Below are 13,567 nucleotides of genomic sequence, written 5' to 3'. Positions count from 1 at the left end.
AAACCGTACCTGGCGGCACTGTCAGCGGTCGGTGCCGAGATGCGACATCTGCGCCGCCGGGTAGCGGTCGCCCGCGGCGGCGTCCGCCGGCACGGCCTGCTCGATCGCGGCGAGGTCGGCGTCGTCGAGCGTGACGTCCAGCGCGCCGAGCGCCTCCGCCAGCCGCTCCCGGGTCCGCGCGCCGACCAGCGGCACGATGTCCTCGCCCCTCGACAACACCCACGCGATCGCGATCTGCGCCACGCTGACGCCCTTCTGCTCGGCGATCTTCCGCAGCGCCTCGACGAGGGAGAGGTTGTGCTGGAGGTTCTCGCCCTGGAAGCGGGGGCTCATGGAGCGGAAGTCGGTCGGGGCCAGCTGCCGGTCCGCCGTGAAGTGGCCGGAGATCAGCCCGCGGGACAGCACGCCGTACGCGGTGATCCCGATGCCCAGCTCACGGGTGGTCGGCAGGACCTCGTCCTCGATGCCGCGCGAGATCAGCGAGTACTCGATCTGGAGGTCGGAGATGGGGGCGGTGGCAGCGGCCCGTCGGATGGTGTCGGCGCCGACCTCGCTCAGGCCGATGTGCCTGACGTGCCCTTTCTCCACGAGCTCGGCGATCGCGCCGACCGTCTCCTCGATCGGGACGTTCGGGTCGAGCCGCGCGATCCGGTACACGTCGATGTGATCGACACCGAGGCGCTGCAGCGAGTACGCGGCGAAGTTCCGCACCGCGGCGGGGCGGCCGTCGTATCCGGACCAGCCGCCGTCCGGGTCACGCAGGGCGCCGAACTTGACGCTGGTCAGCGCCTGCTCGCGCAGGGCCGCCGGAGCCGCGCGCAGGGCCTCGCCGATCAGCATCTCGTTGTGGCCCATGGCGTAGAAGTCGCCGGTGTCGAGGAGCGTCACGCCCGCCTCGAGGGCGGCGTGGATGGTCGCGATCGACTCGGCCCGGTCCGCCTCGCCGTACAGCGCGGACATACCCATGCAGCCGAGGCCGAGGGCGGAGACCTGGGGGCCGGTGGTTCCGAGGGGGCGGGTTTGCATGAGGACTCCCTGGTGTCCCTTGGAGGATTGGTGCCCTTTCACGATGGCATGACAGATGACAGATTTCAATATCTGTCATCTGTCATCTGTTATCTGACATCTGTCACCCGCCATCCCCCATCCGCCATCCGCTATCCGCTACCCCCCAGCCCCACCTTGGTCCAGACCTATTGACGACAGGTCTGGACCGCAGGCACTGTCATGCCTACGACACCTCACCGCACCCCCCACCGGGAGGCCTCGCATGATCCGTCGGAAGCTGCGCCTGTTCGCCCTCGCACTGACCGCAGCCGTCCTCGCCCCACTGTCGGTCGCCACCGCCCCCACCGCATCCGCCGCCGACACCTGCGCCGTGAAGTCCCGCCCGTCCGGAAAGGTTCTCCAGGGCTACTGGGAGAACTGGGACGGCTCTTCCAACGGAGTGCACCCGCCGTTCGGATGGACGCCGATCACCGACTCCCGTATCGCCGCGCACGGCTACAACGTGATCAACGCGGCGTTCCCGGTCATCCGCTCCGACGGCACGGCGCTGTGGGAGGACGGGATGGACACCGGGGTGAAGGTCGCGACGCCGGCGGAGATGTGCGCGGCCAAGACGTCCGGGCAGACGATCCTGCTGTCGATCGGCGGGGCGGCGGCGGGCATCGACCTCAGTTCCTCCGCCGTCGCCGACAGGTTCGTCGCGACGATCGTGCCCATCCTGAAGAAGTACAACTTCGACGGCATCGACATCGACATCGAGACGGGCCTGGTCGGCAGTGGCAGCATCGGTCAGCTCTCCACGTCCCAGGCCAACCTGATCCGGATCATCGACGGCGTGCTGTCGCAGATGCCGGCCAACTTCGGGCTGACCATGGCGCCGGAGACCGCGTACGTCACGGGTGGCAGCATCACGTACGGCTCGATCTGGGGCGCGTATCTGCCGATCGTCAAGAAGTACGCCGACAACGGGCGCCTGTGGTGGCTGAACATGCAGTACTACAACGGCAGCATGTACGGATGTTCCGGCGACTCCTACTCCGCGGGCACCGTTCAGGGCTTCACCGCGCAGACCGACTGCCTGAACAAGGGACTTGTCGTGCAGGGCACCACCATCAAGGTGCCTTATGACAAGCAGGTCCCGGGTCTGCCCGCCCAGTCGGGCGCCGGCGGCGGCTACATGTCACCGAGCCTGGTCTCCCAGGCGTGGCGGCACTACGGCACCGGCCTCAAGGGCCTGATGACCTGGTCGATCAACTGGGACGGCTCGAAGAACTGGACCTTCGGCGACAACGTCAAGGCGCTGCAGGGCCGTTGAGAACCAGGACGGCCCGGGGAGCAGTCCACTTCCAACGTGCCGCCGAAGCTCCCGGCGTGCCGCCAAAGCTCCCGGCTTGCCGCAACAGCCCCCGGCACGCCGCCGCAGTTCTCAGCGAGCCGCCGCAGTGAAGCCGGGAAGGATGAGGGTGAGCCAGCGATCGCGGACCTCGCGCGGCTGGTCGAGGGGAGCGGTGGCCAGCAAGAGGTAGAAGTCGGCGACGGTGACGTCCGGGTGGAGGTCACCGTCCGCCTGGCCGGCGGTGATGAGGTCGGCCAGCGCGGCGGCCGCACGCGTGTCGTTCTCGGGCGCGTACGAGGCGCCGACTCCCTGCGCGGCGGCCTTCACCGCGCGGTCCTGGGCCGCGGCCTCGATGACGCGGGAGACGAGCGCGGTGAGCTCGGTCATGGCGTGCGCCCCCGCCCGCACGCGGTCTGCCGCCTCCTCCACGTTGAGGGTCATCCGCTCGACATGCCGGGACAGGACCGCGCCGACGAGATCGGTCTTCGTGGGGTAGTGCCGGTAGAGCGTGCCCACCGCCACCCCGGCAGCCTCGGCGATCGCGTCCATGGGCACCTCGGGGCCGTGCCGCGTGATCAGCAGGTGCGCCGCGTCGAGGATCTTCCTCCGGTTGCGGACCGCGTCGGCGCGCAGCGGCCGGGCCTGGGTCATCGTGCCCTCCAGTCTCGTCGTGACGTAAAGCCTATGCGGGTTCGCTTGCAGGAAAGTGAACCGTGACTCATGATGAAAGTGAGCCATGGTTCATCTTTGCCTGGCGTTCCCCGCCCCGCGAGGGGCCGACTCAAAGGTTTGCCCCATGTCCAGCAAGGTCGCCCTGGTCACCGGTGCTTCCTCCGGTATCGGTGAAGTCACCGCACTCAAGCTCCAGGAGCTCGGATACACCGTGTACGGTGCTGCCCGCCGGGTGGAGCGCATGTCCCGGCTCGCCGAGGCGGGCGTCCACGTCCTGCCCATGGACGTCACCGACCCCGCTTCGATGCGGGCGGGTGTCGACGGGATCATCGCCGAATCGGGCCGTATCGACGTCCTGGTGAACAACGCGGGGTACGGGTCGTACGGGGCCATCGAGGACGTACCGCTGGACGAGGCGCGCGCCCAGTTCGAGGTCAACATCTTCGGTGCCGCCCATCTGATCCAGCTCGCGCTGCCGCACATGCGGGCGCAGCGGAGCGGCACGATCGTCAACATCTCTTCCATGGGCGGCAAGATCCACACCCCGCTGGGCGGTTGGTACCACGGAACCAAGTTCGCCCTCGAAGGGCTCAGCAACTGCCTGCGCATGGAGCTCAAGCCGTTCGGCATCGACGTGGTCATCGTCGAGCCCGGAGCCATCAGGACGGAGTGGGGCGGCATCGCCGCGGGCAACCTGCGCAAGACCTCCGGCGACACCGCGTACGCCACGCAGGCCGACGCGATGGCCGAGTCCCTGGGCTCCGAGAGCACCGCCCGCCGCAGCTCCCCACCCTCGGTCATCGCCGACACCGTCGCCAAGGCCGTCACGGCTCGCCGCCCCAGGACCCGGTACGCCGTCGGTTACGGGGCCAGGCCCCTCATCTTCCTGCGCCGTGCCCTGCCCGACCGCGCCTACGACGCGCTCGTCGCCCGCGCCATGGGCACACCGACCGGCGTTCGGTGACAGCAACGGCCTTGCCGCGTTCGCCTGGGTTGTCGCTCAGTACGACAGGCGGTACGGCGATCTGTGACAGCTTTTGTCACTGCTGCAGCGAAGTCACGTAGGGATCCAGCTTGGCGGGGTTCATGACCCACAGGAGGCGTTCGATGCCGCGCGCCGACGCGTCGACGGACAGGAGAGCCGACGCGTTGCCACCGGCCGAAACCAGGACGGCCGGCCTGCCGTTGGCCTCGACCCAGCGCACCTCGGTCTCGGGCCAGAAACGCGGGGCGAAGGCGGCGACGAACTTGGTGACGTGCTCACGTCCGACGACCGGAATCCTGGCCGCGCCGCGCACGCCGTCACCGTCGGTGTAGCTGACAACACCCTCGGTGAGGACGCCCTCGAGTGCCGACAGGTCGCCCGTCTGCGCCGCGGCGAGGAACACCTCCAGCAGGCGCCGGTGAGCGGTGGAGCTGACCGGCGCCGCGCGTTCCGAGGAGAGATGCTTGCGAGCGCGGCTCACCAGCTGCCGCGTGTTCGCCTCGCTCGTCTCCAGCATCTCCGCGATCTGCTTGTACGGGTAGTCGAAGGCTTCCCGCAGCACGTAGGCGGCCCGTTCCACGGGGTTCAACTTCTGCAGGAGGAAGAGGACCGCCAGGTCCAGTGCCTCCGCCCGTTCCGCGCCCAACTGCGGATCCGCGCTCGTGTCGACCGGCTCGGGGATCCAGGGCCCGACGTACGACTCGCGGCGCACCCGCGCGGACTGGGCCACGTTGATCGCCAGCCGGGCCGTGACCGTGGCCAGGAACGCGGCCGGCTCGTGAACGTCCGCGCGGTTGGTGTTCTGCCACCGCAGCCACGCGTCCTGGACGATGTCCTCGGCTTCCGCGACGCTGCCGAGCACGCGGTAGGCGATACCGAAGAGTTGGGGACGCGCCGCGATGAAATCCCTCGTCGCCCGGTCGAGAGAGTCGGTGTCGTCCCGGTCGCGCATGAATTCCTCCAGCCCGTGATCACCATGCTACAAGCGGGTCCCTCGCCTCTCACTCGGACCACGGACCATCGGCGTCGCCCCCGGCACACAGAGCCCCCGGGCTGCCGGAGAGCGTGTGCCGCGTGCGGGGCGCACCGCGGCGTCGCAGTATGGACGCAAGGCCACGTGACCGTCCGGTGCGCGACGGGAGGTGCCCCATGAAGTTCGCGGTGTTCGGCGGCACCGGATTGATCGGGTAGTAGGTCGTGAAGAGACCGAACGGGGACGGACACGAGGCGGTGACCGACGCCGAGGTCGTGGTCGATCCGACCGCTTCGCCGACCTCCGACGGCGCCTCCCCCTCTCCTGAACCAGCCGTCCAACTCACCGAGAGAGGCCTCACCATGTCGAACGACGATCCGGCGACCGGCAGCGCCGCGCCCCGACCGCGCTCGGAGGCATGGAAGACAGCGCTCACCGTGCTGCAGACGGCGCAACCGCCGTTCGTTCCCGAAGGGGCGGAGGCCACGACGGTCCTCGTCGCGTTCCCTCCCGGTGACCCCGGCACCCCTCCGCACCGGCACTCGGGGCCCGCCTTCGGCTACATGCTCGAAGGGGAGATGCTCTTCGAGCTGGAAGGCGAGCCCGAGCGCGTGATCAAGGCCGGGGAGACATTCTGGGAGCCGGGCGGCGACGTCATCCACTACCAGGACGGCAACAACCGGACCGACTCGTGGAGCCGTTTCCTCGTCACCATGATGTGCGCGCCCGGTCAGCCCATGCTCACCCTGGTCGACGAGAAGGAGCTGGCCGAGCGGAAGCACCTGCGTGCTCCCCGCCCGGACGCCTGACCAGGCTGCCTTCGCTCACTGCACGAAGTACGAGTCGTGCTTGTGGTCACCCTTCTGCCCGCGGTCATATCGGGCTCGAACAGCCTGGTGATCACCGACCGATCGGTCCTGGCCGCCGAGCTGAGCATGGTTCCCGTTCCTTCGGGGTCGGTCAGCCGAACTGGCCGGGCCGGTAGTCGCCGGCGGGCTGCTGGTTGATGACGTTGATGCGGTTGTAGGCGTTGATGACGGCGATGAGTGAGACCAGTGCGGCGAGCTGGTCGTCGTCGAAGTGCTTGGCGGCGCCGGCCCAGGCGTCGTCCGTGACGCCGCCGGCCGCGTCGGCGATGCGGGTGCCCTGTTCGGCCAGTTCCAGGGCGGCGCGTTCGGCGTCGGTGAAGACGGTGGCCTCACGCCAGGCGGCGACCAGGTTGAGGCGCTGCTGAGTTTCTCCGGCCTGGGCGGCGTCCTTGCTGTGCATGTCGGTGCAGAAGCCGCAGCCGTTGATCTGGCTGGCGCGGAGTTTGACCAGTTCCTGGATGACGGCCGGGAGGGTCGAGTCCGAGACGACCTTGTTGGCCGAGTTGATGTGCTTGAGCACCTTGCCCCCGACGGGGCTGCCGAAGAAGTCGAGACGCGGTTCCACGGTGATCTCCTTGCCGTAGTGCGGATACGTGCGCATACACACCACTGACCGGATGGCCATGCGACCTGTGACAGCCCGGCACGGCCGAATCGACTTCGCCCGAGCTTTCACAGAACCAGAGCTGTCACAAAAAGGGCGGCAATCCAGTCAAGTACCCGAAAGATGCAGACAACCAGCTGATGCCTGCATCTGCCTGGACCGCAACATCGCCCCAGACCGTCTATCCGAGGACAGAAGCCCGATGATCAGCATGGACAAGGTGACGACCGGTGAGCAGCTGCTGAGCACGCGCGAGATGTCCGACTCGGCCATCGCGATGCTCGACGAGCAGGGGACCGTCGTCGGTTGGACATGGGCGGCCGAGCAGCTCGTCGGATACTCCGCCGGGGACGTGGTGGGCCGATCCGCCGCTCTGGTCCTGCTGACGTCCGAGGACGCGCCGACGGCATCGGTGTTCATCGAACGGTGCCGTGTCCACGGCGGCTGGTCGGGGACGACGTCGGTGCGCCACCGCGACGGCCGCCCCCTCGTCGTCAGCCTGCGGATCTCCATGGTTCGCGGGCAGGACGGAGCCGTCGGCTGGCTCGTGTCGGTGACCGACGCCGGGATGCTGTCGGGGGACACGGTGACCGGATCGGTGCGGGAGTCGCTTCTCGCCCGCGTACCGATCGGCATCGTGTTCCGTGACCTGCGGCTGCGCTGTACGTGGGTGAACGACACGATGGAGAGCCACGACGGCATCCCCGCTGAGCGACGGCTCGGACGCGGGTTCACCGACGTGCTGTCCGGTCCCAGGGCCGCGGCGCTCGAGGCGACGATGCGGCAGGTGCTGGACACCGGCGTGAGCAGTGTCCACACCTATCGGTCGTGGCTCGCACCGGGTCCGCGCCGGGACCACACGTTCGCAGCGTCGATCTTCCGTCTCCAGGGCGCCGACGGCCGAGTGCTCGGGGTCTGTGTCATCAACGTCGACGTCACCGAGAGCCGGCGGGCGTACGAACGCCTGGCCATCCTCACCGGGGGCAGCGTACGCCTGGGCAGCACCCTGGACGTGATGCGGACCAGCCAGGAACTGGCCGACCTCGCCGTGCCCCTGTTCGCGGACTACGTCGCCGTGGACCTGGAGCAGTCGATCCCCTTCGGCGACGGGCACCCGGTCCGCGTCGGCCCGGCAGACCGGCGCCTCCCCGTCTTCCGGCGGGCCGGTCTGGCCTCGATCCATCAAGGGGTTCCCGAATCCCCCTGGGAGCGCGGCGACCCGGTGGTCATGCCGCCCACCTCACCCTTCACGGACGTACTGCGCACCGGGCGGCCCCACTTGGAGCCTGTCCTGGACACCGCCGAGGGCACCTGGTTCGACCAGGACCCGGCACGGGCGCGGAAGGTCAGGGAGAACCGCATCCATTCGCTGATGGTGGTTCCCATCCGCGCGAGGCGCACCCTGCTCGGGGTGGCCGTGTTCGTCCGCACCGAGAACCCGGTGCCGTTCCAGGAGATCGATCTGCTCCTGGCCGAAGAACTGGTCGGTCGCGCCGCGCTGTCGCTGGACAACGCCCGCCAGTACGCCCGCGAACACACCGCGGCCCTCGCGCTCCAGCGCAACCTGCTGCCGCACCGGTTGCGCGGCGGCGCGGCCGTCGAGGCGGTCTCGTGCTATATGCCCGCCGACCTCGACAACGGCGTCGGGGGCGACTGGTACGACGTGATCCCCCTGTCCGGCGCCCGGGTGGCTCTTGTCGTCGGCGACGTGGTCGGCCACGGGCTGCACGCCGCCGCGACCATGGGCCGGCTGCGCACCGCCGTCCACACCCTCGCCGACATGGAGCTGTCCCCCGCCGAGCTGCTGACCCACCTCGACGACACGGTCCAGCGACTGGCCGAGGAAGATGCCTACGACCCGGACCAGACCCCCGCGGTGATGGGCGCCACCTGTCTGTACGCCGTCTACGATCCGGTCACGCGAAAGTGCGTCATGGCACGGGCCGGGCACCCGCCGCCCGCGATCATCGATCCACAGGGCCGGGTCGCCTTCCCCGACCTGCCCGCCGGTCCGCCCCTGGGCCTCGGCCTGGGCATCCCCTTCGAGGCCGTGGAACTGGACCTGCCCGAAGAGAGTCTCCTCGCCCTGTACACCGACGGCCTGGTCGAGAGCCGCGACCAGGACATCGACGCGGGCATGCGCCGGCTGGGCGCGGCCCTGGCGGGACCGGCCGACTCCCTCGAGGAGCGCTGCACCCGCGCCACGGAGTCCGCCGCGGGGCGGGCGCCGACCGACGACGTCACCCTGCTCCTGGCACGGACCCGCGCGCTCGACCCGGGTCAGGTCGCCTCCTGGACGCTGCCGTGCGACCAGTCCGCCGTCGGCGATGCCCGGGACCTGGCCGCCGGCCGGCTGGCCGCGTGGGGTCTGGAACGTCTCGAGGACACCACGAAGCTGATCGTCAGCGAACTGGTCACCAACGCCCTCCGTCACGGTATCGGCCCGATCGGTCTGCGCCTGGTCCGGCACCAGGTCCTGACCTGCGAAGTGTTCGACGCCGGCGGCTGCCCCCCGCGGCTGCGTCACGCACGCGCCGTCGACGAGAACGGCCGCGGCCTGTTCCTGGTCGCCCAGCTGTCCCGCAGATGGGGTGTCCGCTCGGTGCCCGGCGGCAAGATCGTCTGGGCCGAGGCGGACCTCGCCACCTCCTCCGAGCCCCGCAGAGCCGCCTGACTGCCGAACTCCCGGGCCGAAGAGGGCAGTTGATCGCGATGCACACCCATGGATCCGAGCATGGACTGCACCTACGAGGCGCGGTCGTCTGGCCGCGCGGATTGCCCCGGCGATCCAAAAGAGCCCCCGACTCCCGCATCACGGGAACCGGGGGCTCTTCACGGACGAGCCGGGTCAGCAGCCGATCAGACGCGCGGCCAGGTAGCCCTCGATCTGGTCGAGGGAGACGCGCTCCTGCTTCATCGAGTCGCGCTCGCGCACCGTGACGGCGTTGTCGTCGAGGGTGTCGAAGTCGACCGTGACGCAGAACGGGGTGCCGATCTCGTCCTGGCGACGGTAGCGGCGGCCGATGGCGCCCGCGTCGTCGAAGTCGATGTTCCAGTGCTGGCGCAGGGCGGTGGCGAGGCCCTTGGCCTTCGGGGACAGCTCGGGGTTGCGGGAGAGCGGCAGGACGGCGACCTTGACCGGCGCGAGGCGCGGGTCGAGGCGCAGCACCGTGCGCTTCTCCATCTTGCCCTTGGCGTTGGGGGCCTCGTCCTCGACGTAGGCGTCCAGCAGGAACGCCAGCATCGCGCGGCCGACACCGGCGGCGGGCTCGATGACGTACGGAGTCCAGCGCTCGCCGGCCTCCTGGTCGAAGTAGGAGAGGTCCTGGCCGGAGGCCTTGGAGTGCGCGCCGAGGTCGTAGTCGGTGCGGTTGGCGACGCCCTCCAGCTCGCCCCACTCGTTGCCGCCGAAGCTGAAGCGGTACTCGATGTCGGCGGTGCGCTTGGAGTAGTGGGAGAGCTTCTCCTTGGGGTGCTCGAACCAGCGCATGTTCTCTTCGCGCAGACCGAGGCCGGTGTACCAGTTCCAGCGCTCCTGCATCCAGTACTCCTGCCACTTCTCGTCCTCGCCCGGCTTGACGAAGAACTCCATCTCCATCTGCTCGAACTCGCGGGTGCGGAAGATGAAGTTGCCGGGCGTGATCTCGTTGCGGAAGGACTTGCCCATCTGCGCGATGCCGAAGGGCGGCTTGCGGCGCGAGGTCTGCTGGACCTGGGCGAAGTTGGTGAAGATGCCCTGGGCCGTCTCAGGGCGCAGGTAGGCGACGGAGCCGCTGTCCTGCGTGGGGCCGAGGTGGGTGGTGAGCAGGCCCGAGAACTGCTTGGGCTCGGTGAACGTGCCCTTGTTGCCGCAGTTGGGGCAGTTGAGGTCGGCGAGGCCGTTCTCCGGGAGGCGGCCGTGCTTCGCCTCGTAGGCCTCCTCCAGGTGGTCGGCGCGGTAGCGCTTGTGGCAGGAGGTGCACTCGGTGAGCGGGTCGGTGAAGGTGGCGACGTGCCCCGACGCGACCCAGACCTCGGTCGCCAGGATCACCGACGAGTCGATACCGACGACGTCCTCGCGGGAGGTGACCATGTAGCGCCACCACTGGCGCTTGATGTTCTCCTTGAGCTCGACGCCGAGCGGGCCGTAGTCCCAGGCGGCACGCTGTCCGCCGTAGATCTCACTACTGGGGAAAACGAAGCCACGGCGCTTGCTCAGGCTGACGATGGTGTCGATCTTGTCGGCGGCCACGGTGCTCTCTTCATTACGAACGGACGGCAGCGAATGATTCAGGTTACCGGCGCCGCCCACCCTCGTATCAAATCGGTTCGGGGACACCTCGCCTCATCGTGCCCCTTACCGGCTCATTCGCCGTCTCGTTTACCCAGGGCTTACCGAAGGCTTGTTGACAATCGTTTCCAGGTTTGTTGAAAATGACTGTCATGAACGTACGACGGCGCCTCGCCGCTTCTCGAATAAGCACCGCCGGGTCCGCGGCCCTGGCAGCCACCGCCGTCGGCCTCGGCGCCCTCACCGGCTGCTCGGTTTCCACGGCGGTCGACGGCAAGAGCGACGGGAAGCTCGACATCGTGGCGTCGTTCTACCCCATGCAGTACCTCGCCGAGCAGATCGGCGGGACGCACGTGCACGTCACGAGCCTGACCCAGCCCGGTCAGGAGCCGCACGACCTGGAGATCAGCGCCCGGCAGACCGCGCAGCTCCAGTCGGCGGACGCCGTCGTCTACCTCAAGAACCTGCAGCCGGCCGTCGACGACGCCGTGGCGCAGTCCGAGGTCAAGACCAAGATCGACGCCGCGTCGCTGACCACGCTGGAGAAGCACGGCAACGAGGTCGGCGGGCACGCGGCCTCGCACGACAGCTCCAAGGGCGAGGAGTCCGGCGCCGCCGACCCGCACATCTGGCTCGACCCGGTGAAGTACGGCGAGGTCGCCGAAGGGGTCGCCAAGGCCCTCAAGAAGGCCGACCCGAAGCATGCCGCGGACTACGACAAGAACATGACGGCGCTGCGGAAGAAGTTCGCCGATCTCGACACCCAGTACAAGACCGGGCTGGCGAACACCAGGACCAAGGTCTTCATCACCACGCACGCCGCCTTCGGCTATCTCGCCGAGCGCTACGGCCTCACCGAGGAGGCCATCAACGGTCTGGACCCGGAGTCGGAGCCCAGCGCGAACCGCGTGAAGGACCTTGAGAAGATGGCGAAGGCCGACGGCGTCTCGACGGTGTTCTACGAGACGCTCGTCAGCGACAAGACCGCCAAGACCATCGCCGGCGACGCGAACCTGAAGACGGACGTCCTCGACCCGATCGAGGGCATCACCGGCAAGTCCAGGGGCAGCGACTACTTCCAGGTCATGGAGTCGAACCTGAAGGCGCTGCGAACGGCGTTGGGCGCCAAGTGACACCCCGTCCCAGTTCCAGGAGGACAGCGTGAGCGAGCCCGTCATATCCCTGCGCGGCGTGACCGCCGAGCTGGGTTCGCGCCCCGTCCTGCGCGGCATCGACCTCACCGTGCACCGCGGTGAGGTCGTCGCGCTGCTCGGCGCCAACGGCTCCGGCAAGTCGACGGCCATACGCACCGTCATCGGCCAGGTCCCGGTCAGCGGCGGCGAGATAGAGATCTTCGGCACTCCGCGGCGCCGCTTCCGCGACTGGCGGCGGGTGGGGTACGTGCCGCAGCGCACGACCGCCGCGGGCGGCGTGCCCGCCACGGTGACCGAGATCGTCGCCTCCGGCCGGCTCTCCCGCGCCCGCTTCGGCGTGCTGCGCAAGGCCGACCACGAGGCCGTACGGCGCGCCCTGGAGCTCGTCGGCATGGCGGACCGCGCCAAGGACTCGGTGAACGCCCTGTCGGGCGGCCAGCACCAGCGCGTACTGATCGCCCGCGCCCTCGCCTCCGAACCCGAGCTGCTGATCATGGACGAGCCGATGGCGGGCGTCGACCTCGCGAGCCAGGAGGTGCTGGCCCAGACCCTGCGCGAGCAGGTCGCGGCGGGCACCACCGTCCTGCTCGTCCTGCACGAGCTGGGCCCCCTGGAGCCACTGATCGACCGCGCGGTCGTCCTGCGTGACGGCTGCGTCCTGCACGACGGCCCGCCCCCGCGGGCGGTCGGCCAGCACGCGCTGCCCGGCCACGACCACGTACACCCGCACGCGGCTCACGACGCCGAACCGATCCGGACGGGACTGCTGAGCTGATGGACATCCTGAACTACGCCTTCATGCAGCGGGCCCTGCTCGCCGCCGTCCTGGTGGGCATCACCGCGCCCGCCGTCGGCATCTACCTGGTCCAGCGCCGCCAAGCCCTGATGGGCGACGGCATCGGCCATGTGGCGATGACCGGTGTCGGCCTCGGCTTCCTGCTCTCCACCAACCCGGTGTGGATGGCGACGGCCGTCTCCGTCCTCGGCGCCGTGATCATGGAACTGATCCGCTGGTACGGCAAGACGCGCGGAGACATCGCGCTCGCCATGCTCTTCTACGGCGGCATGGCGGGCGGCGTGATGTTCATCAACCTCGCGCCGGGCGGCTCCAACGCCAACCTGACCTCGTACCTCTTCGGCTCCCTGTCCACGGTCTCCGAGTCCGACGTGACGGCGATCTGCGTGCTCGCGGCCTTCGTCGTCCTGGTCACCCTGGGCCTGCGCCGTCAGCTGTTCGCGGTCAGCCAGGACGAGGAGTTCGCGCGGGTGACGGGCCTGCCGGTGCGCGCCCTGAACCTGCTCACCGCCGTCACCGCCGCCGTCACCGTGACGGTCGCGATGCGGGTGGTCGGCCTGCTCCTGGTCAGCGCGCTGATGGTGGTCCCGGTGGCCGCCGCCCAGCAGCTCAGCCGCAGCTTCGCCGCCACCTTCGCGATCGCGGTGGCCATCGGCGTGAGCGTGACGATCGGCGGCACCGTGACGTCGTACTACCAGGACGTGCCGCCCGGTGCGACGATCGTATTGCTGACCATCGGCGCGTTCATCGTGCTCACCGCGCTGGCGACCCCGCTGGCCCGGCGCCGGGCCCGGACCCTGGCCGCCGCGCAGGGGGCCGGAGACCCCGCGGAGTGCGCGATTCCGGCCACTCGTGGCCCGGAACGCAAGGTCGGCGTCTGACCACGCACAGTCCGGGCTG

Annotated in this window: 12 protein-coding genes; 7 read left to right on the top strand and 5 right to left on the bottom strand. The window is 69.3% G+C overall.

The window, feature by feature from the left end; all coding sequences use genetic code 11:
- Nucleotides 1-21: 21 nt before the first annotated feature.
- Complete coding sequence (locus tag SMIR_RS26060) at nt 22-1,026, bottom strand: aldo/keto reductase (RefSeq protein WP_212727446.1); 1,005 nt, start codon at nt 1,024-1,026, stop codon at nt 22-24.
- Nucleotides 1,027-1,270: 244 nt separating this feature from the next.
- Between SMIR_RS26060 and SMIR_RS26055 the strand changes: the two genes are divergently transcribed.
- Complete coding sequence (locus SMIR_RS26055; protein ID WP_168491323.1) at nt 1,271-2,323, top strand: chitinase; 1,053 nt, start codon at nt 1,271-1,273, stop codon at nt 2,321-2,323.
- A 111-nt stretch (nt 2,324-2,434) separates the two neighbouring features.
- Here SMIR_RS26055 and SMIR_RS26050 read toward each other — a convergent pair whose 3' ends face one another.
- Nucleotides 2,435-2,995 carry a TetR/AcrR family transcriptional regulator gene (locus SMIR_RS26050; protein ID WP_168491324.1) on the bottom strand — a complete coding sequence of 187 codons (561 nt, stop codon included), beginning with the start codon at nt 2,993-2,995 and terminating at the stop codon, nt 2,435-2,437.
- A 145-nt stretch (nt 2,996-3,140) separates the two neighbouring features.
- Between SMIR_RS26050 and SMIR_RS26045 the strand changes: the two genes are divergently transcribed.
- Nucleotides 3,141-3,980 (top strand): oxidoreductase, encoded by an 840-nt coding sequence (locus tag SMIR_RS26045; RefSeq protein WP_212727445.1) that lies wholly within the window; start codon nt 3,141-3,143, stop codon nt 3,978-3,980.
- A 76-nt stretch (nt 3,981-4,056) separates the two neighbouring features.
- Here the strand turns inward: SMIR_RS26045 and SMIR_RS26040 are convergent, their stop codons facing one another.
- Nucleotides 4,057-4,953, bottom strand: coding sequence for an RNA polymerase sigma-70 factor (locus tag SMIR_RS26040; RefSeq protein WP_212727444.1), 897 nt, complete (start codon nt 4,951-4,953; stop codon nt 4,057-4,059).
- A gap of 383 nt (nt 4,954-5,336) precedes the next feature.
- On the opposite strand from SMIR_RS26040, the gene SMIR_RS26035 reads away from it, so the two are divergent.
- A complete protein-coding gene (locus tag SMIR_RS26035) occupies nt 5,337-5,783 on the top strand; it encodes a cupin domain-containing protein (RefSeq protein ID WP_212728415.1) in 447 nt (148 codons plus the stop codon).
- A 151-nt stretch (nt 5,784-5,934) separates the two neighbouring features.
- Here SMIR_RS26035 and SMIR_RS26030 read toward each other — a convergent pair whose 3' ends face one another.
- Nucleotides 5,935-6,408, bottom strand: coding sequence for a carboxymuconolactone decarboxylase family protein (locus SMIR_RS26030; protein ID WP_168501004.1), 474 nt, complete (start codon nt 6,406-6,408; stop codon nt 5,935-5,937).
- 241 nt (nt 6,409-6,649) lie between these two features.
- Here SMIR_RS26030 and SMIR_RS26025 point away from each other — a divergent pair, with 241 nt between their 5' ends.
- On the top strand, nt 6,650-9,121 hold the full coding sequence (locus SMIR_RS26025; RefSeq protein WP_249938479.1) for a SpoIIE family protein phosphatase: 2,472 nt from the start codon (nt 6,650-6,652) through the stop codon (nt 9,119-9,121).
- A gap of 174 nt (nt 9,122-9,295) precedes the next feature.
- Here SMIR_RS26025 and SMIR_RS26020 read toward each other — a convergent pair whose 3' ends face one another.
- Complete coding sequence (locus SMIR_RS26020; RefSeq protein ID WP_060901977.1) at nt 9,296-10,678, bottom strand: glycine--tRNA ligase; 1,383 nt, start codon at nt 10,676-10,678, stop codon at nt 9,296-9,298.
- Nucleotides 10,679-10,869: 191 nt separating this feature from the next.
- On the opposite strand from SMIR_RS26020, the gene SMIR_RS26015 reads away from it, so the two are divergent.
- The 3 genes from SMIR_RS26015 to SMIR_RS26005 are packed head-to-tail and all read left to right on the top strand — an operon-like array spanning nt 10,870 to nt 13,548.
- Nucleotides 10,870-11,850 (top strand): metal ABC transporter substrate-binding protein, encoded by a 981-nt coding sequence (locus SMIR_RS26015; protein ID WP_168491327.1) that lies wholly within the window; start codon nt 10,870-10,872, stop codon nt 11,848-11,850.
- 28 nt (nt 11,851-11,878) lie between these two features.
- On the top strand, nt 11,879-12,646 hold the full coding sequence (locus SMIR_RS26010; protein WP_168491329.1) for a metal ABC transporter ATP-binding protein: 768 nt from the start codon (nt 11,879-11,881) through the stop codon (nt 12,644-12,646).
- Nucleotides 12,646-13,548, top strand: a complete 903-nt coding sequence (locus tag SMIR_RS26005; protein ID WP_168491331.1) for a metal ABC transporter permease — start codon at nt 12,646-12,648, stop codon at nt 13,546-13,548. Before SMIR_RS26010 ends, SMIR_RS26005 begins: the two co-directional genes overlap by 1 nt.
- Nucleotides 13,549-13,567: the final 19 nt, after the last annotated feature.

It is taken from the genome of Streptomyces mirabilis (assembly GCF_018310535.1).
In the GTDB taxonomy this organism is placed as follows: Bacteria; Actinomycetota; Actinomycetes; order Streptomycetales; family Streptomycetaceae; genus Streptomyces.
The sequence above is the reverse complement of the archived record's forward strand: the minus strand, read 5'-3'. Positions and strand labels throughout refer to the sequence as shown.